Source organism: Sphingomonas immobilis (assembly GCF_030580995.1).
GTDB lineage: Bacteria > Pseudomonadota > Alphaproteobacteria > Sphingomonadales > Sphingomonadaceae > Sphingomonas > Sphingomonas immobilis.
The window spans coordinates 55,890-73,431 of record NZ_JAUQSZ010000012.1; the positions used below are offsets into that span (position 1 = coordinate 55,890).

The 17,542-nt window shown below is 68.9% G+C and carries 17 protein-coding genes; 8 read left to right on the forward strand and 9 right to left on the reverse strand.

Going from position 1 to position 17,542, the window contains the following annotated elements:
• The first annotated feature begins 6 nt into the window (after window positions 1-6).
• From recQ to Q5H94_RS16260, 5 genes are read left to right on the forward strand one after another with little or no spacing between them, the layout of a single operon-like run.
• Window positions 7-1,770 (forward strand): DNA helicase RecQ, encoded by a 1,764-nt coding sequence (gene recQ / locus Q5H94_RS16240; protein ID WP_304562345.1) that lies wholly within the window; start codon window positions 7-9, stop codon window positions 1,768-1,770.
• Window positions 1,767-2,204 (forward strand): hypothetical protein, encoded by a 438-nt coding sequence (locus tag Q5H94_RS16245; RefSeq protein ID WP_304562346.1) that lies wholly within the window; start codon window positions 1,767-1,769, stop codon window positions 2,202-2,204. The genes recQ and Q5H94_RS16245 overlap by 4 nt, the downstream gene beginning before the upstream one ends.
• Window position 2,205: 1 nt before the next feature.
• A complete protein-coding gene (locus Q5H94_RS16250; RefSeq protein ID WP_304562347.1) occupies window positions 2,206-2,640 on the forward strand; it encodes a protein tyrosine phosphatase family protein in 435 nt (144 codons plus the stop codon).
• A gap of 8 nt (window positions 2,641-2,648) precedes the next feature.
• Entirely contained in the window at window positions 2,649-3,068 is a 420-nt protein-coding gene (locus Q5H94_RS16255; RefSeq protein WP_304562348.1) for a hypothetical protein, read from the forward strand.
• Window positions 3,069-3,073: 5 nt separating this feature from the next.
• Window positions 3,074-5,167, forward strand: coding sequence for a hypothetical protein (locus tag Q5H94_RS16260; RefSeq protein ID WP_304562349.1), 2,094 nt, complete (start codon window positions 3,074-3,076; stop codon window positions 5,165-5,167).
• Here the strand turns inward: Q5H94_RS16260 and Q5H94_RS16265 are convergent.
• From Q5H94_RS16265 to Q5H94_RS16290, 6 genes are all read right to left on the reverse strand, one after another.
• Window positions 5,164-5,952: a MetQ/NlpA family ABC transporter substrate-binding protein gene (locus Q5H94_RS16265; RefSeq protein WP_304562350.1), complete on the reverse strand. Its 789-nt coding sequence runs from the start codon at window positions 5,950-5,952 to the stop codon at window positions 5,164-5,166. The two genes, Q5H94_RS16260 and Q5H94_RS16265, sit on opposite strands and share 4 nt — an antisense overlap.
• A gap of 18 nt (window positions 5,953-5,970) precedes the next feature.
• A complete protein-coding gene (locus Q5H94_RS16270) occupies window positions 5,971-6,636 on the reverse strand; it encodes a methionine ABC transporter permease (protein ID WP_304562351.1) in 666 nt (221 codons plus the stop codon).
• A complete protein-coding gene (locus Q5H94_RS16275; RefSeq protein WP_304562352.1) occupies window positions 6,633-7,367 on the reverse strand; it encodes a methionine ABC transporter ATP-binding protein in 735 nt (244 codons plus the stop codon). The genes Q5H94_RS16270 and Q5H94_RS16275 overlap by 4 nt, the downstream gene beginning before the upstream one ends.
• Window positions 7,364-8,380 carry an LLM class flavin-dependent oxidoreductase gene (locus Q5H94_RS16280; RefSeq protein ID WP_304562353.1) on the reverse strand — a complete coding sequence of 339 codons (1,017 nt, stop codon included), beginning with the start codon at window positions 8,378-8,380 and terminating at the stop codon, window positions 7,364-7,366. Before Q5H94_RS16280 ends, Q5H94_RS16275 begins: the two co-directional genes overlap by 4 nt.
• Window positions 8,380-9,282: an ATP-grasp domain-containing protein gene (locus Q5H94_RS16285; RefSeq protein WP_304562354.1), complete on the reverse strand. Its 903-nt coding sequence runs from the start codon at window positions 9,280-9,282 to the stop codon at window positions 8,380-8,382. Before Q5H94_RS16285 ends, Q5H94_RS16280 begins: the two co-directional genes overlap by 1 nt.
• A 63-nt stretch (window positions 9,283-9,345) precedes the next feature.
• Window positions 9,346-10,131 (reverse strand): sulfite exporter TauE/SafE family protein, encoded by a 786-nt coding sequence (locus Q5H94_RS16290; RefSeq protein WP_304562355.1) that lies wholly within the window; start codon window positions 10,129-10,131, stop codon window positions 9,346-9,348.
• 119 nt (window positions 10,132-10,250) lie between these two features.
• Here Q5H94_RS16290 and epsC point away from each other — a divergent pair, with 119 nt between their 5' ends.
• Window positions 10,251-11,174 carry a serine O-acetyltransferase EpsC gene (gene epsC, locus Q5H94_RS16295; RefSeq protein WP_304562356.1) on the forward strand — a complete coding sequence of 308 codons (924 nt, stop codon included), beginning with the start codon at window positions 10,251-10,253 and terminating at the stop codon, window positions 11,172-11,174.
• A 24-nt stretch (window positions 11,175-11,198) separates the two neighbouring features.
• On the opposite strand, the gene Q5H94_RS16300 is transcribed toward epsC, so the two are convergent.
• Entirely contained in the window at window positions 11,199-11,747 is a 549-nt protein-coding gene (locus Q5H94_RS16300; RefSeq protein ID WP_304562357.1) for a rhodanese-like domain-containing protein, read from the reverse strand.
• 73 nt (window positions 11,748-11,820) lie between these two features.
• On the opposite strand from Q5H94_RS16300, the gene Q5H94_RS16305 reads away from it, so the two are divergent.
• Window positions 11,821-12,615 (forward strand): quinoprotein dehydrogenase-associated SoxYZ-like carrier, encoded by a 795-nt coding sequence (locus Q5H94_RS16305; protein WP_431312179.1) that lies wholly within the window; start codon window positions 11,821-11,823, stop codon window positions 12,613-12,615.
• Window positions 12,616-13,560, forward strand: coding sequence for a quinoprotein relay system zinc metallohydrolase 1 (locus Q5H94_RS16310; RefSeq protein ID WP_304562359.1), 945 nt, complete (start codon window positions 12,616-12,618; stop codon window positions 13,558-13,560).
• Here Q5H94_RS16310 and acs read toward each other — a convergent pair.
• Together acs and Q5H94_RS16320 are read right to left on the reverse strand one after the other, a co-directional pair.
• Window positions 13,557-15,494 carry an acetate--CoA ligase gene (gene acs, locus Q5H94_RS16315; protein ID WP_304562360.1) on the reverse strand — a complete coding sequence of 646 codons (1,938 nt, stop codon included), beginning with the start codon at window positions 15,492-15,494 and terminating at the stop codon, window positions 13,557-13,559. The genes Q5H94_RS16310 and acs overlap by 4 nt on opposite strands.
• Before the next feature lie 12 nt (window positions 15,495-15,506).
• A complete protein-coding gene (locus Q5H94_RS16320; protein WP_304562461.1) occupies window positions 15,507-17,468 on the reverse strand; it encodes a TonB-dependent receptor plug domain-containing protein in 1,962 nt (653 codons plus the stop codon).
• Window positions 17,469-17,542 lie beyond the last annotated feature (74 nt).

The window sequence follows — 17,542 nt, forward strand, 5'->3', positions numbered from 1 at the left end:
GGCCGCGTGATCGATCCCCTTCCCATCCTCCAGTCGACCTTCGGCTTTCCCGGCTTCCGCGGCGTGCAGGAATCGGTCGTCTCGCGCGTGCTGGCGGGCGAAAACACGCTGGCGGTGATGCCGACAGGTGCCGGCAAGTCGCTCTGTTACCAGCTTCCGGCCGTCGTGCTGGAAGGAACGTGCGTCGTCGTCTCGCCGCTGATCGCGCTGATGCACGACCAGCTTCGCGCGGCGACCGCGATCGGCATCCGCGCGGCAACGCTAACCTCGGTCGATACCGATCAGATGGAGACGATCGCGCGCTTCCGGCGCGGCGAGCTCGATCTGCTCTATGTCGCGCCCGAACGCGCCTCGGGCGGGGCGTTCCGCGATCTGCTCAGCCAGGCGAAGCTCGCGCTGTTCGCGATCGACGAGGCGCATTGCGTCAGCGAATGGGGGCATGATTTCCGCCCCGACTACCGCCTGCTGCGCCCTTTGCTCGACGCCTTCCCGCACGTGCCGCGCCTCGCGCTGACCGCGACCGCCGACGCGCACACCCGCGCCGACATCCTCGAACAGCTCGGCATCCCGCACGATGGGATGATCGTCGCGGGGTTCGACCGGCCCAACATCCAGTACCGGATCAGCCCCAAGGACAATGTCACCCGCCAGATCGCCGATCTCGTCGCCGAACAACCGGGGCCGGGCATCGTCTACGTCCAGAGCCGCGCCGGCACCGAGAAGCTGGCCGAGGCGCTGGCGAAGACCGGCCGCAAGGTGCGCGCCTATCATGCCGGTCTCGACCCCGCCGTGCGCGCGAGGAACCAGGCCGATTTCGTCGCCTCCGAGGACATGATCATCTGCGCGACGGTCGCTTTCGGCATGGGCATCGACAAGCCCGACGTGCGCTTCGTGGCCCACGCCGGCCTGCCCAAGTCGATCGAGGGCTATTATCAGGAAACCGGCCGCGCGGGCCGCGACGGCGACCCCTCGATCGCGCATCTGTTCTGGGGCGCCGACGATTTCGCCAAGGCGCGCCAGCGCATCGGCGAGGTCGAACTGCACCGCCAGGCAGGCGAGCGCACGCGCCTCACCGCGCTCGGCGCGCTCGTGGAAACGAGCGGATGCCGCCGCCGCATCCTGCTCAAGCATTTCGGCGACGATGCGCCCGCGAATTGCGGGAATTGCGACAATTGCCTCAATCCCCCCGCCGCCATCGACGCGACGGAGGTGGCGAGGAAATTCCTCTCCGCCGTCTTTCGCACGGGGCAAAGCTTTGGCGTCGGCTATATCGAAAGCATCCTGACCGGCCAGTCGACCGAGCGCAGCCTGATGAACGGGCACGAGGCGCTGAGCGTGTTCGGCATCGCTTCCAGCCCCGAGGAGGCCGCGCTCATCAAACCGGTCAGCCGCGCGCTATTGTTGCGCGATGCCTTGCGCGCCAACGATTTCGGCGGGCTCGAATTCGGCCCCGAGGCACGCGCGATCCTGAAGGGCGAGGCCGAAGTCTCGCTGATCGTCGCGCCGAAGCGCGAGCGGCGGCGGCGCGGCGCGCAGGTGGCGAACCCGACGGGCGATCCGCTGTTCGAGGCGCTGCGCACCAGGCGCCGCGAACTCGCGCAGGAGGCGCAGGTGCCGCCCTACGTGATCTTCCACGATTCGGTGCTGCGCGACATGGCGAATTTGAAACCCACCAGTCGCGCCGCGCTGGCGCACATCACCGGCGTCGGTGCTCGCAAGCTCGAGGCCTATGGCGACGCCTTCCTCGACGTGATCCGCGAGGCGGCGTGATCCTCGCGGGCCTCGCCTTGCTGGCTGCGGCGCCCGCGCCGGGCGCGATCACCATCAGCTACGGCCTGTGGGGTGCCATCACGACGATCAGGATCGCGCCCGATGGAATCCTGACCGTTCGCCGTACCGGCCCTCAGGCGGAAAACCGGCGGATCGAGACCGGACCGACTGGCTATCGCCGCATCGCCGCGCTTGTTGAGCCCGCGCACAAATGGAACGGAACGGACATGCCGTGCGACGTGCGCGCGCAGGGCAGGACGCCTGCGCTCATCCGCTGGGAGGCCGACAGGACATCGGTGCATGTGCCGCTCAATTGCATGAGCGGCCCCGCCGACCACGAGATCGAACTCGTCCGCGCGGCGATCGACGAGATCAAGACATGGGCGCACGATGCGCCTACCAATCCGGCGAGCCCGGCAAGGAATGAGGACTGACATGGCCGATATCCGCAAGATCGACGACACCATCTCGGTCGCACCGCAGATTTCCGCGGGCGACGTGGCGGAGGCCAAGGCGCTTGGCTTTGTCGCATTCGTCAACAACCGGCCCGATGGCGAGGAACCGAGCGCGCCGCAGGGCGACGAGATCGCCGCCGCCGTGGCGTCGGCGGGCCTGACCTACACCGCGATCCCGATCACCCATGCCGGTTTCTCGCACCCGCAGATCGACGCGATGGTCGCCACCCTGGAGGCCGCGAACGGGCCGGTGCTGGCCTATTGCCGATCGGGCACGCGCTCGTGCAACCTCTGGGCGCTGGCGCGCGCGAAGATGGGTGACGACCCCGACACGCTCGTCGAAAAGGGCGCTGCCGCCGGCTACGACCTGAACGGCCTCCGCCCGCTGCTGGAAACGCTCTCCGGCAAGGCCTGATCCGGGGCATGATCCTCGGCTTCACCTGGACGCAGATCGCGCTGACATGCGCCGCGATCGTCGCGCTGGCGTGGTTCGCGCGGAGCTTGCGGCTGGAGGAGAGCCGGCTGTCGAGCCCCGAGAAAGCGCGCGAACTCGCCCGCCACCGGCTCGCGGCGTTCGAGCCGGTGGCGGCGCTGGTCAGCGGTGACGGCAGCGCGGCATTGGTCGCGGGCGGGGGATCGGTCGCGGTGCTCAAGCGCACGCGCGGCAAGCTGACCGCGCGCCGCCTGCTGCTCCCGCTCGACACCGTCACCAGCATCGAGGGCGTGCGCGTCGAGACGCACGACCCGGCGTTCGGCGAGATCACCTTGTTCGGCGTGCTGGAGGCCGATGTCCGTAAACTGGAGGCGGAGAGCAGCCGCGCCCTGGTGGTGACGCTCCACTAGCAGCGATGGCGACCGCCCCACCCCCAGCCAGATCGCGCCGCAAACGGCTGTCGCGCAAGGCGATCGCGATCTCCCTCCTGCTCGCCCTCGCCCTGACGGCGGGCGGCATCTGGTGGCTGTCGCGCCTGGCCAGGCCGGTGCCGACCGTCTTTGGCGGGCCGGTCGCGGTGGAGACGGTGGCGGGCGACGGTGTGGCGGGCCGCGACGACGGCCTTGGCATGAAGGCGCGCTTCAACGATCCCTTCGCGCTCGCCTTCGATGCCAACGGCATGCTCTACGTCGCGGACGCGGGCGATAGCGACCGTATCCGCAAGGTCGACGCCGAGGGCCATGTCACCACGCTGCCGGGCAGCTTCGACACGCCGTCCGGGATCGCGATCGACGCGGCGGGCAATATCTTCGTGGCGGAGACGGGCGCGAACCGCATCCGCAGGATCGACGCCACCGGCGCGCTGACGACCTTCGCCGGTAACGGCGTCGCGGGATTCCGCGACGGCCCGGCGGCACAGGCGCAGTTCGATGGCCCGATCGGCCTCGCGGTCGATGCGCAGGGCAATGTCTATGTCGCCGATACCTATAACGACCGTATCCGCGTGATCGGTGCCGACGGGCAGGTGCGCACGCTCGCGGGCGGGGCTCAGGGCTTCGCCGACGGCGACGGCGCGGTCGCAGCATTCAACACGCCCTCTGGCATCGCCCTCGACAAGCAAGGCACGCTGCTGATCGCCGACACCGGCAACGATGCGATCCGCAGGCTCGACAAGGACGGCCGCGTCTCGACGCTGGCCTATTCACCGCCCGAGGACGACGCCGGGCCGCTCCGCGCGCCGGTCGCGCTGGCGCGGACGTGGGACGGGTTCCTCTACATCTCCTCCTTCCGCCGCGACCGCATCGTGCAGATGTCGCCTGCTGGCGAGCTCCGCATTCTCGCCGGACGCGGAACGGCGATCGCCGGGAACGACGTGCTGCTCGCACGGCCTGCGGGGCTGGCGCTCGACCGCGCGGGCGCTTTGTACGTCGCGGATTCGTCCAACCATGCGGTGCGCAAGATCGGCCCGCGCCAGTCCACGCCGCCCCCAGGCCCCGCCCTGCGCACCGATCCGCCCGCGCTCACGCGGCTGAAGGATTTCCCGTGGCCGGTCGCGCCGCAACATGCCTGGCATGAGGTCGTCGGCACGCTCGGCGAGGTGCGCGGCAATTATCAGGGCGAGAGCCGCGACCACCTTCACGCCGGGCTCGATATCCGCGCCGATGTCGGCCAGCCCGTGCTGGCGGTGGCAGACGAAAAGGTCGCCGATCCGCTCCCGAACTGGACCGTCGAGGGCCTGTCGGAGGGGATGCGCGTCGATGCGATGACCTACATCCACATGCGCGTCGGCCGCACGCCCAAGGGTGATCCGATCGATCCGGCGCGCTTCCGGTTGACGCACGATGCCACCGGCAGGCTGACGGGCGTGCGCGTCAAACGCGGCACGCGCTTCCGCGTCGGGGACGTGCTCGGCACGGTCAACCGCATGGCGCACGTCCATCTCGAACTCGGCCAGCCGGGCAGCCAGGTCAATGCGATCGCACTGCGCTTCACCGGCTTCACCGATCGCTTCGCACCGCGCATCAATGCGGTGCAGGTGGTCGATGCGGCGGGCCAGCCGCTCAAGGACCGGCAGAAGGGGCGACTGATCGTGCCCGCGAACGGCGGGGTGACGAGCATCGTCGTCGATGCCTGGGATCAGGTCGACGGTAACGCGCCGCGCCGCCGCCTCGGCCTCTACCGCGCCGGCTTTCGGATTCTCCGCGCCGACGGCACGCCGCTGCCGGGGTTCGAGCGGCCGCGCATCACGCTCGAATTCGATCGCCTGCCGCGCGGGGCGGATGTCGCGAAGATCGCCTATGCGCCCGCCAGCGGCGACGCAGTCCACAGCGACCAGCCGACGCGCTTCCACTATGTCGTCACCAACCGCGTGCGCGGCGGCAAGGCGGAGGCCGGCAGCTGGAACCCGGCGGGGCTCGCGCCCGGCGACTACATCATCCGCATCTTCGCCGCTGATTTCGCCGGCAATCAGGCGGTCGCCAATCGCGACCTGCCGATCACGATTCGCTAGAAAGCGGGCAGCACCGCGCCCTTGTAGTGCGCGACGATGAAGGCGCGCGTCGCCGGGCTGCGCAGCGCGGCGATCAGCTTGACGACGCGCGGGTCGGTCTCGCCGCCGGGTCGGCCGACGACGAAATTGACGTAAGGCGAATTCTTGTCCTCGATCACCAGCGCGTCGCGCACCGGATTGAGCTTCGCGTCGAGCGCGTAATTGGTGTTGATGAGCGCGAGATCGACCTGATCGAGCACGCGCGGCAGCGTGGCGGATTCAAGCTCCTTGAACTGCAACCCCTTGGGGTTGGCGACGATATCGCGCAGCGTCGCGAGCGAATCCTCGGGCTTGCGCAGCGTGATGAGGCCGGCCTTCTGCAACAGCAGCAACGCGCGGCCGCCGTTGCTCGCCTCGTTGGGGATCGCCACCGTCGCGCCCTGCGGCAGCGCCGCGAGCGCCTTCCACCGCTTCGAATAGCCGCCCAGCGGCTCGACGTGGATACCGGCATAGGGGACGAGATGCGTGCCGCGCGAGGCGTTGAATTCGTCGAGATAGGGCTTGGTCTCGAAATAATTCACGTCGATCTGCTTCTGGTCGACCTGCAGATTGGGCTGCACGTAATCGTTGAAGACGCGGATCTGGAGATCGACGCCTTCCTTGGCGAGCTGCGGCTTGATCGCCTCGAGGATCTCGGCATGCGGCACCGCCGTCGCCGCGACGCTCAGCGTCTTGCCGTCGCTTCCGCCTTTGCCGGGCGAACAGGCGGCGAGCGCGAGGGCGGCGAGGAAAATGAGACGGCGCATGAGGGTCTCTCCGAAAGTCTAGCGATGCGAAAACTGGCGGGCGAGACGGTCGCCCGCGATCTGGATGACCTGGACGAGCAGGATCAGCAGCACGACCGTCACGACCATCACGTCGGTCTGGAAACGCTGATAGCCGAAGCGGATCGCGAGGTCGCCGAGCCCGCCCGCGCCGACTACGCCCGCCATCGCCGTGAACGACACGAGCGCGACGGCGGTGACGGTCGCGCCGGAAATCAGCCCCGGCATCGCCTCCGGGATCAGCGCGGCCGTCACGATCTGGCGCGTCGTCGCGCCCATCGCCTGCGCCGCCTCGATCGTGGTGCGGTCGACCTCGCGTAGCGCGCCCTCGACCAGCCGTGCATAGAAAGGTGCCGCGCCGACGACGAGCGGCGGGATCGCGCCGACGACGCCGAGCGACGTGCCGACCGTCGCCACCGTCAGCGGGATCATCACGATCAGCAGGATGACGAACGGCACCGAGCGCAGGATGTTGACCACCACGCCGAGACCCACGTTGACGATCCGGTTCTCCGAAATCTGCCGTTCGGCGGTGAGGTATAGCAGGATGCCGAGCGGCAGGCCGAGCAACACCGTCAGCACCAGCGACCCGCCGAGCATCGCCAGCGTATCCACGCAGGCGCGGCCGATATCGCCCCAGTCGACATTGGCGAACCAGCCGCTCATGCGCCGATCGCCGCCAGCATGCGCCGCGTCGCCGCGTGGGTGGCGCCCGCGAAGATATCGGCGACCGCGCCCGTTTCGACCACCTGGCCCTGGTCCAGCACCGCAACCCGGTCGCACACCGTGCGCACCACCTCCATCTCGTGCGTGATCAGCACGACGGTGAGGCCTAGGTCGCGATTGAGCGTGCGCAACAGATCGAGCACGCTGCGCGTCGTCTCGGGATCGAGCGCGCTGGTCGCCTCGTCGCAGAGCAGGATATCGGGATCGGTGGCGAGCGCGCGGGCGATGCCGACACGCTGCTTCTGCCCGCCGGAAAGCTGCGCGGGATATTTCGCCGCATGATCGGCCAAGCCGACGCGCGCCAGCAGCCCCGCAACCTTCGCCTCGCGCTCCGCCCGCGCCACGCCCGCCAGCCGGAGCGGAAAAGCGACGTTGGCCGCGACCGTGCGCGAGGAGAGCAGGCCGAAATTCTGAAAGATCATGCCGATCCGTCGCCGCAGCGCGCGCAGTTCCGGCGGGCGCAGCGAGGCGACGTCGACACCATCCACCACGACGCTTCCCGCGCTCGGCACCTCCAGCGCGTTGATCAGCCGGATGAGCGTCGACTTTCCCGCGCCAGAAGGCCCGATCACGCCGAACACCTCGCCACGCGCCACCTCCAGCGACACGCCATTGAGCGCCGCCCCCGCCGATCCTGCGAACCGCTTGTGGACGTCGGTGAGCGCGATCATGCCGTGCCCATCACCTGCACCGCGAAACGCTCCATCTCCTCCGCCTGCGGGCTCATCTGGAGCAGCAGCAGGTCGAGCCCGGCTGCCTCATATTCGGCGATCCGCTCGCGCAATTGCTCCGGCGTGCCGACGAAATTGGGGCGCAGGCCGCGGTTGGAGACCGAATATTCCTGAATCTTGAGCTCGCGCTCCAATTGCGTGCCCGACAGCCACTGGTCGAAATTGGCGTAGCCGGCGGGGAGTTCGCTCACCGTCGTGATGCGTTCCAGCTCGCGCTTCGCCTCGGCCTCGCTGTCGCGCACGATGGCATAGGCGGCCATGCCGTATCGCATGGGGGTGCCGCCCGCCGCCGCGCGCCGCGCCGCCATGTCGGCGATCTTGGGCGCGATGGCATCGACCGGATCGCCGTGCATGACATAGGCGTCGCACTGGCGCGCGATCATCGCCTTGGCCTTCTCGCTCTCGCCGCCGGCATAGACCGTCGGGCGCTTGGCGGGCTTGGGCGCGCAGATCGCATCCTCGGTCTGGTAGAATTGCCCGGCGAAGCTGAAGCGCTCCTCGGTCCACAGGCCGTCGACGACGGTCAGCCATTCCGCGGTACGGGCGTAGCGGTCGTCATGCTGGTCGAATTGCAGGCCGTATTGCTTCGCCTCGTCCGCCCACCAGGAGGAGACGACGTTGAGCGCCAGCCGCCCGCCGGAGATGCGATCGATGTTCGCCGCCGCCTTGGCGAACAGCGCCGGGTGGTGGAAATTGGGCCGCACCGCCACCATCAGTTCGAGTTTCTCGGTGACGGCGGCGAGCGCGGCGGCGGTCGACCAGGCGTCGAGCGCGGGCTGCTCCACGCCCTTGATATCGTTGAGGTTCAATTCGGCGATCAGCGTCAGGTCATATCCGAGTTGCTCGGCGCGCAGCGTCAGCCGCTTCGCATAGTCCCAGCTCGCGTCCATCGCCTCGTCGGGCACGTTGCGCAGCCAGCCGCCGAATACCGGCATCCAGAATCCGTAGCGCATCAGCCGCGCTCCGCCAGGCCGACGAGATAATCGACCAGCTTTTCGTGCGGATCCCAGCCCAGTACATCGAGCGGCTTCGCGACGAAATTCGACAGCGCGTTGATGTCGTAGAAGCGGGGCGTGCCGTCGCGGTCGTCGATCATCACCTCGATGCCGCCGACATCGAAATCGACCGCGCGCGCGATCGCCTCCGCCGCCTGCCTCAGGTCTGGCGCGGGATCGGCCGACACCATCGCGATCGGCGCGCCCGGCACCTGGCAGGCATCGGCGGGACACAGATCGAACGTCCCCGCGCCGGCGATGTCGAGCGCGTAGAGATAGCGCCGGTCGAGCGTCTCGATCCGCGTGACGGTGCCGCCGCGCGCGGGCACGTAATCCTGCACCAGCAGCACGCCGTCGACGCTCGTCGGCAGGGTGCGGTCCGCCACCGCCGCGTGGAGTTCCTCCAACGAATCGTAGCGGACGATGCCCGCGCCCGCGCCGCCGATATTGACCTTCACCACCAGCGGGAAGGCGAGCGTCGCGGCGGCCGCTTCGACATCGGCGATACGATGGACCACGCGCGTCTCCGGGATCGCCAGACCGAGGCTCGCGATCAACGACAATTGCCGCGCCTTGGAGGCGTCGATCGCCAGCACCTCGGGCCCGTTGACGATGCGCGCGCCCGCGCGGCGCCAGTGATCGAGCAGCGCCTGCGCATGGAAGATCGGGTGTTCGTCAGCGCGCAGGAAGCTCGACATGGCGATGCGGTTGAACACGACGCGCGCCGGTGCCGACACGTCGGCCGGATCGAAATGCCCGTCCGGGCGCAGCGCGACATGGTCGATGCCGCGCCGGTCCAGCGCAGCGAACAGCGGCACGAACCAGGCCGGATGTTCGTAGAGAATGGCGAGATCGGTCATTGTCACATCTACGCTTACAGGGAGGCGACCGCTTAGCCGCTCCGGGACGCGCCGTCATCCGTATCAGAACACGAGCTTCCCGCCGACGATGGCGAGCGTCCCCGCCAGCACGCCGCGCAGCAGGCGATCGGGCACCCGCGCCGAAACGAGGCTGCCGATGACGATGCCGGGGATCGATCCCGCCAGCAGCGACAGCAGCAGCCCGACATCGACCGATCCCATCGCCCAATGGCCGATCCCGGCGAGCAGGGTCAGCGGCACGGCATGGGCGATGTCCGATCCGACCAGCCGATTGGTCGGCAGCCGCGGATAGAGGATCAGCAGCGCCGTCATGCCGAGCGCACCCGCGCCGACCGAGGACAGCGACACCAGCACGCCGAGCACCGCGCCGAGCGCGACGGTGAGGTTGCGCACCTGCCGGTCGGTCATCGCATCGATCGCACCGGCGTAGAAGGCGACGATGCGCGTGCGGAAGATCATCGCGATGGCAGTCGCGATCAGCGCCAGCCCGAGCGTCACGGTGATGACGCTGCCTGTCCCTTCAAGGTGGGTGCCGGCATAGCCGAGCGCGCCGAGTGTCAATAATGTCGCGGGCACGCTGCCCGCCGCCATCCGCCGCACGACCTTCCAGTCGACCGTGCCGCTGAAGCCATGCACCGCCGTCCCCACCGCCTTGGTCGCGGACGCATAGAGCAGATCGGTGCCGACCGCAGTCGCCGGATGGAAACCGAAGGCGAGCACCAGCAGCGGCGTCATCAGCGAGCCGCCGCCGACCCCCGTCAGCCCGACCAGAATCCCGACCGCGACACCGGCGAGCGAATAGAGCGGATCGAAATGCAAAGCCCCCATGAGCAGGTCATATCCTATCTGACGAATAGGAATTGATAGAATTGCTTGCGAGCGCCCTAGGGCGACTTTGCGGCATGTCGCGTTCTTGCCGCTATGGTGGGTGTCGAGGGGTTACAGGAATGGCGACAGAACGACCCGAGCCGGTCCCGTCCAACGGGGATTATTGGGATATCGATGCGATCACCGCGGGCCTGCGCAGCGCGCGGTCCGCCTGGCGATCGGGCCAGCAACGGCACGCCGAATTCGGTCCGGTCGGCTTCCCGTCGCGTATAGAGCTCGAGAAGATCACCGCCGCGCTGTGCGCCGCGCTCTTTCCGCTGCGGCTCGGCCCGAATTTCGTGCGGCTGGAAAACGAGGACGCCTTCGTCGCCGAGACGCTCGATATCACCCTGCGCAAGCTCTACGGCCAGATCCGCCTCGAACTGGCGTACGGCGACCAGGACGACGGCGCGGCGGCGCGGATCATCGGAGGCTTCGCCGCCGCCTTGCCCGATCTGCGCATCCTCCTCGATAGCGATGTCGAGGCCGCCTATGCGGGCGATCCGGCCGCGCGCAGCGTCGACGAGATCCTGCTCTGCTATCCCGGTATGCTCGCGATCATCCATCACCGGCTCGCGCACCGGCTGCACGTGCTGGGTGCGCCGCTGGTGGCGCGGATCATCGCCGAGATCGCCAATTCGCGCACCAGCATCGATATCCATCCCGGCGCACAGATCGGCGCGCGTTTCTTCATCGATCACGGCACCGGCGTTGTGATCGGCGAGACGACGATCATCGGTGAGCGCGTGCGCATCTATCAGGCGGTCACGCTCGGCGCGCGAACCTTCCCGAGCGCCATCGACGGCTCGCTCGAAAAGGGCATATTGCGCCATCCGATCGTCGAGGACGATGTCGTGATCTATGCCGGCGCAACGCTGCTCGGGCGCATCACCATCGGCCGGGGATCGACGATCGGCGGCAATGTCTGGCTCACCGAAAGCATCCCGCCCGGCAGCGTCATCCATCAGGCGCGCAACGAACGCGGCGTGGCCCCGTCCGCCTGACATGGCGCGAACGCCGATACCGGCTCACTCGGGTCGCGCTGAAACGGTCGGCAAGGCCACATCCCTCCAGCCGTCCAGCCCGTCGGCGAACCAGCGGATGTTCCGAACCCGTGCCCGGCGCAGCCGCAGCGCCGCGTTCCAGCTCATCCAGCAATCCGCCTGACAGAATATGATGACGGGACGGTGCGGGTGCGCCTCGGCGAGACGCCGGACTCCGCTCAAAAACCACGTCTCGATATCCGCCGGAAGCACGCCGCGCCCGCTTTCCGCGAACCAGTGCGCGCCGGGAATGGTCTGGTGCGGCTCCGCCAGCGTCCAGACGCCGGTCTGCGGATCGCGCACCGCGCCGGGAGCCGGGTTCACGTCGATCAGGATCGCGCCCCTTCGCCAAAGACGCCGCGCTTCAGCGGTGTCGATGCGCATCACGTCCGCCGGCGCATCGCCGACGACACCGCGATACTGCGTGATCCGGTAGCCGCCGACCGGATCGAACAGCGGCCCCTCGACTGGCGACTGCGCGGCGGAAGCGGTCGCCCCCGCCATCAGCATCGCGGCCAACAGGCCCTTCCACATTGGCGTCGCTCCTTGGCCGAAGGTCGCATGGTAGCAGACCGCGCAGGCGCGGTATGGTGTGCTTTGGGAGAAGATGATGAGGCGCCTTTTGCTCGCGGGCATGCTGCTGCTCGCCCCCGTCGCCGCGCAGGCGAAGCTGCCGGCCGATCCGCTCGCGTCGCCGATGTGGCAGCGCCTCGGCGGCACGCTGTTCGGCGATGATACCGTCCGCTTCGACGATCGCGTGAAAGTCGTCTTTCCCGGCATCGCCGAGGATCAGCACAGCTTCCCGGTGAGCGTCGATGCGCGCGGCATCAAGGGCGTGAGGCGCATCATCCTGTTCGCCGATCTCAATCCGATTCCGCTCGCCGTCGATTTCACGCCGGAAGGCGCGCAGCCGTTCCTCGCCACGCGCATCAAGCTCGACCAGCGCACGCCGGTGCGCGCCGCAGTGCAGCTCGAGGACGGGAGCTGGCTGGTGAGTGGCGGCTGGATCGACGCGGCCGGCGGCGGCTGCTCGGCACCACCCGCCAGCCGGGTGAAGGGCGACTGGGCCGAACATCTCGGCGAGGTACGCGGCGTCGCGTTGCGCGGCGGTGACGGCACGCACGTCCGCCTCGCCTTCCGGCACCCGATGGATACCGGCTTCGTCGCCAACATCCCGACCTACAATCTCCAGGACGTCGCGCTGACCGGCGCGGGCGGCAAACATTATGGCACGATGCGGATCGAGGCGTCCGTCGCCGAGGATCCATCGATCACGGTCATCACCGATGCGGCGGTGGGCGAGGATATCGTCCTGCGTGGCAGCGACACCAACGGGATACGCTATGACGGCAGTATCGCCGTGCGCGCGGCACCCGCCGACGCCGCCGTCGCGGCGCGCTAGATGATAGGCCGCCGCGCGGTCCTCGCCGGGCTGGCGGGTGCGGCCGCCGCCCCCGCGTTCGCGCAGCCGCTCGCCTATCGCATCATGCCGGAGCCGGTGGCGGCGGGGCTCTGGGTCGTGCGCGGGGCCGACGCGCCGATCGCGATGGCCAATGGCGGCGCGATCGCCAACATCACGATCCTCGCGACCGATGCCGGCACCGTGCTGATCGATTGCGGCCCCTCGCTGCGCTACGGCAAGGCACTGAAAGCCGCCGCCGAGACGCTGACCGGCAAGCCGGTGGTGCGTGTCTACCTGACGCATCTCCACCCCGACCACGTCTACGGCGCGGCGGCATTCGCGCCCGCCGTGTTGGCGGCGACCCCGCAGCTCGCAACCCTGCTCAAGAGCGAGGGTCCGGGCTTCTCGGACGGCATGTACCGCCTGCTCGGAGACTGGATGCGCGGCACGGAGTTCACCGCCCCCGGCACGATCCTGAGCGCCGACAGCGAGACGTTCGGCACGCGGCGGCTGCGCCTGCTGCCGCTGACCGGGCACAGCCCCGCCGACCTCGCCATCCTCGACGAGGCGACCGGCACGCTGATCGCGGGCGACCTCGTCTTTCACGATCGCGCGCCGTCGACGCCGCATGCCGATCTCGCAAAATGGCGCGCGGCGCTAACGACGCTGAAGGCGCTCGGCCACACGCGCGTGGTGCCGGGGCACGGCCCGATCGATCCCACGCCGAACGCCGCGATCGACCAGACCCGCGACTGGCTCGACTGGGTCGAGACGACGCTGCGCGCGGCGGTCGCGGCGGGGGAGGACAATGTCGCGGCGGGCAACACGCCGATCCCGCCGCGCTTCGGGGCGATGCAGGCGGCGCGCTACGAACTGCAGCGCAGCGTCTCGCACCTCTATCCGGCGCTGGAGGCCGAACTGCTCCCCCGCATCGACACGCGCTAACCGACCCGGTTCGCCACCAGATCGTCCACCACCGAAGGATCGGCGAGCGTCGAGGTATCCCCGAGGCTCGACACGTCGCCCTCCGCGATCTTGCGGAGGATGCGGCGCATGATCTTGCCGCTGCGCGTCTTGGGCAGGCCCGGCGTGAACTGGATCGCATCGGGCGTCGCGATCGGGCCGATCTCGCCGCGCACCCAAGTCACCAGCTCCTTGCGCAGCGCATCGCTCGGCGGGTCGCCGGCGTTGAGCGTCACATAGGCGTAGATGCCCTGCCCCTTGATCTCGTGCGGGAAGCCGACGACCGCAGCCTCGGCGACGGTCCGGTGCAGCACCAGCGCACTTTCGACCTCGGCGGTGCCCATGCGGTGGCCGGACACGTTGATCACGTCGTCCACCCGGCCCGTGATCCACCAATAGCCGTCGGCATCACGCCGTGCGCCGTCGCCAGTGAAATAGAAGCCGGGATACGTCGAGAAATAGGTCTGGAAGAAGCGTTCGTGATCGCCCCAGACGGTGCGCATCTGCCCGGGCCAACTCCGCGCGATGACGAGATTGCCCTCGGTCGCCCCCTCCAGCACCTTGCCCTCGGCATCGACCAGCAGGGGCTCGACCCCGAAGAACGGAGAAGCGGCCGAGCCCGGCTTCAGCGCCGTGGCGCCCGGTAGCGGCGTGATCATGTGCCCGCCGGTCTCGGTCTGCCACCAGGTATCGACGATCGGGCAGCGACCTTCGCCGACCACGTCGTGATACCAGCGCCACGCCTCGGGGTTGATCGGCTCGCCGACCGAGCCGAGCAGCCGCAGCGAGGCGCGGCTGGTCCCGGTGACGAAGTCGTCGCCCTCCTTCATCAGCGCGCGCAGGGCGGTCGGCGCGGTGTAGAGCTGAGTCACCTTGTGACGGTCCACGACCTGCCACATGCGCGCCGGGCTCGGCCAGTTGGGCACGCCTTCGTACATCAGCGTCGTCACGCCGTTCGCGAGCGGGCCGTAGACGATATAGCTGTGCCCCGTCACCCAGCCCACGTCCGCCGCGCACCAATAGGTGTCGCCGTCGCGGCAATCGAACACGCAGGCATGGGTGTAGCTCGCCCACAACAGATATCCGCCGGTGGTGTGGAGCACGCCCTTGGGCTTGCCGGTCGAGCCCGAGGTGTAGAGCAGGAACAGCGGGTCTTCCGCGTTCATCGGCTCGGGCGCGCATTCCGCCGCGACACTCGCAGCCGCCTCGTCGTACCAGATGTCGCGGCCCGGCTGCATCTCCACGCCCCCGCCGGTTGCGCGCACGACGATCACGGTATCGAGGCATGTCACGAGTTTGGCCGCCGCATCCACATTGGCCTTGAGCGGGACGGTCTTGCCGCCCCGCCGCCCTTCGTCGACCGTCACGACGATCCGGCTGTCGCAATCGGTGATGCGGCCCGCCAAGGCTTCCGGGGAAAAGCCGCCGAACACGATCGAATGGACGGCACCGATCCGCGCGCAGGCGAGCATCGCGAAGGCGGCTTCCGGGATCATCGGCAGGTACAGCGTGACGCGGTCGTCTTTGCGGACGCCCTGGGCCTTCAGCACGTTGGCGAAGCGGCAGACCTCCGCGTGGAGTTCAGTGAAGGTGATGAAACGCGGATCGGCAGCCGGGCTGTCGGGCTCCCAGATGATCGCAATCTGGTCGCGGCGCGTCGCGAGATGCCGGTCGATGCAATTGGCCGACACGTTGAGCACGCCGTCCGCGAACCACTTTACGCCGAACGTCGCCTCTTCGAAGCTGCTCTCGTCGGCGACCGTGGGTTTCGAGACCCACTCCAGGCTGTCGGCCCGTTCGAGCCAGAAGCGCGTGGCATCGTCGAGCGAGCGCGCATAGTCGGTGGCATAGCCCTCCGCCGTCACGCGCGCATCGGCCGCCCAGCTTTCCGGCACCGGGTACAGGTCTTCAGCCACGTAGGGTCTCCATCATTTCAGGCGCACACCGATCCACAATGTGCGCGGGGTTCCAAGGTCGATCGATCCGGCGGCGTTGCGCGTGATCACCGTTTCGTCGAACAGGTTTTCCGCGCGGCCGATCACCGTGACGTGGCGGCCGACCGGCACCTTGATCACGCTGTCGAGCGTCGTCGCGGCGGGCAGCACGTCGGTCTGCAGATCGTCCTCATATTGCTTGCCGACGTAACGCACCGTCGCCGACGCGCCGAAGCCTTGCCGGTTTTCCCAGGCGAAGGTCGCGCTGCCGGTATGACGCGGGCTCTGCGCAGGGATGAAGCCGTCGAGCTGCGCCGACGTGCCCGACGCACTGACCCGGCTGTCGCTGAAGGCATAGGAGCCATCGAGCGAGAATTGTCCGTGCGTGGCGTGAAGCGTCACCTCGACGCCCTTGGCGACGATCGCATCGACGTTGCGGCGCTGGCGGATGTTGGTGGCGATGGTGACGTTGGCGATCGCGCCTTCGAGGCGGTTGTAGAAGCCGGTGACGCCGAGCTTCACGCCCGGAAGCGGCGTCAGGTCGAACCCGCCCTCGACCCCGCGCAGCCGCTCCAGCCCGAGCGCGGCATTGGCCTGCGTCGTGATGGGGAACACGACGAACGGCCGGTACAGCTCGTTGAGCGTAGGCAACCGGAAGCCGGTGTAGCCGGCGACCCGCAGCGCAATGGCGTCGCTGGCGTGGAACAGGGCCCCGGCGCGGCCCGTCGCCTCGAACCCGTCACGATCGGCGAAGCGCGTGTTGGTCGTCACCGCCCCGGCGGCGGTCGCCTCCTTGAAGAAGCCGTCGGTGATCGTCCACTTGTCGCCGCGCACGCCCGCCGTCAGCACGAGCCGGCCGATCGTCCAGTCATCCTCCACGAACAGCCCGGCGGTGCTGGTGTTGCCGCCCGCCGTGCGCCGCGTCGTGACGGCACCGCTCGCTGCATAGGCGTCCTCGTACAGCGTACCATCGCCGAAGCGCGCGTCCACGCCGAGCCGCAGGACGTGATCCGGCCCGACCGGCGGGCGCAGCTCGATCTTGCCGCCGACGCCGGTCGCGGGCGTGTTGCGCTGGTCGAGCGTCAGCTTGAAACTGGTCGCGCTGATGACGCGATTGGTGAAGTTGCGCGCCTGCACATAGGCGAGCGCGTCGATCGCCCAGTCGCCGCGATGGATCAGGCGGATGCTGGCGTCCTCCGCCTCGGTGCTGCTGTTCGCGCCGGCGAAGCGGAGTGTGCGGTTGTCGCGGTACAGCAGCCCGCGCGCCTGGATCTCGGTCTGCGCATCGACCGGCACGACCGCGCGCATCCCCACCGACCAGTCGCGGTAGCGCGCGCGCACCGTCGCTGCCGTGAACTGGCTGGCAGGCGTGGTGTAGAAGCCGTCGCCGCGCTCGAACCGGCCCGAAACGCTGACGAACCCGCCCCCCACGTCGGGCGAGACGCTGGCCGCCGCCTGCACCGCATTGTTGCTGCCGTAGAACGCCTCGCCGCTCGCAAGCGGCAGGTCGCGCCGGGTCGCGCTGGCGAGCTCGATCGTGCCCGCGACCGCCCCTGCCCCGAACGCACCGGATCCGCCGCCGCGCGTGACGCGAATGCTCGACAGCCGGTCGGGTGCCAGTGCGTTGAAGGGGATATAGCCGAAGAACGGATCGGCAAGCGGCACGCCGTCGAGGATCATCAACGCGCGGCTCGACGCATTGCCGCCGAGCGCGCGCAACGTCACGCCCTGCGCGCTTGGATTGGAGGAGCGGCTGTCGGAGCGGCGGAACTGCTGGAAACCCGCGACGTCGGACAGCACGTTCTCGACGCGGCCGGAGGCGTCCCCCGTCAGCCGCTCGCGCTCGATCGTCACCGCGCCGTAGGCGGGCACGCCGGGCGGCAGCGGCAGGGGATCACCCAGCACCACGATATCGGGCGTGTCGGGCTGCTGCTGCGCCAGCGCGGGCAGCGGCATCGCAAGAATGGCGAGCGGCAGGAGGACGTAAGTACGCTTCACGCAATGATGGCCTTCACAAATAGGAGCGCAGA

What these genes read in the sequence shown, in the direction of transcription:
- Q5H94_RS16250 (WP_304562347.1), top strand. Translation starts at nt 2,206, where the DNA reads ATGGCCGATATCCGCAAGATCGACGACACCATCTCGGTCGCACCGCAG.
- Q5H94_RS16255 (WP_304562348.1), top strand. Translation starts at nt 2,649, where the DNA reads ATGATCCTCGGCTTCACCTGGACGCAGATCGCGCTGACATGCGCCGCG.
- Q5H94_RS16260 (WP_304562349.1), top strand. Translation starts at nt 3,074, where the DNA reads ATGGCGACCGCCCCACCCCCAGCCAGATCGCGCCGCAAACGGCTGTCG.
- Q5H94_RS16265 (WP_304562350.1), bottom strand. Translation starts at nt 5,952, where the DNA reads ATGCGCCGTCTCATTTTCCTCGCCGCCCTCGCGCTCGCCGCCTGTTCG.
- Q5H94_RS16270 (WP_304562351.1), bottom strand. Translation starts at nt 6,636, where the DNA reads ATGAGCGGCTGGTTCGCCAATGTCGACTGGGGCGATATCGGCCGCGCC.
- Q5H94_RS16275 (WP_304562352.1), bottom strand. Translation starts at nt 7,367, where the DNA reads ATGATCGCGCTCACCGACGTCCACAAGCGGTTCGCAGGATCGGCGGGG.
- Q5H94_RS16280 (WP_304562353.1), bottom strand. Translation starts at nt 8,380, where the DNA reads ATGCGCTACGGATTCTGGATGCCGGTATTCGGCGGCTGGCTGCGCAAC.
- Q5H94_RS16285 (WP_304562354.1), bottom strand. Translation starts at nt 9,282, where the DNA reads ATGACCGATCTCGCCATTCTCTACGAACATCCGGCCTGGTTCGTGCCG.
- Q5H94_RS16290 (WP_304562355.1), bottom strand. Translation starts at nt 10,131, where the DNA reads ATGGGGGCTTTGCATTTCGATCCGCTCTATTCGCTCGCCGGTGTCGCG.
- epsC (WP_304562356.1), top strand. Translation starts at nt 10,251, where the DNA reads ATGGCGACAGAACGACCCGAGCCGGTCCCGTCCAACGGGGATTATTGG.
- Q5H94_RS16300 (WP_304562357.1), bottom strand. Translation starts at nt 11,747, where the DNA reads ATGTGGAAGGGCCTGTTGGCCGCGATGCTGATGGCGGGGGCGACCGCT.
- Q5H94_RS16305 (WP_431312179.1), top strand. Translation starts at nt 11,821, where the DNA reads ATGATGAGGCGCCTTTTGCTCGCGGGCATGCTGCTGCTCGCCCCCGTC.
- Q5H94_RS16310 (WP_304562359.1), top strand. Translation starts at nt 12,616, where the DNA reads ATGATAGGCCGCCGCGCGGTCCTCGCCGGGCTGGCGGGTGCGGCCGCC.
- Q5H94_RS16320 (WP_304562461.1), bottom strand. Translation starts at nt 17,468, where the DNA reads ATGCCGCTGCCCGCGCTGGCGCAGCAGCAGCCCGACACGCCCGATATC.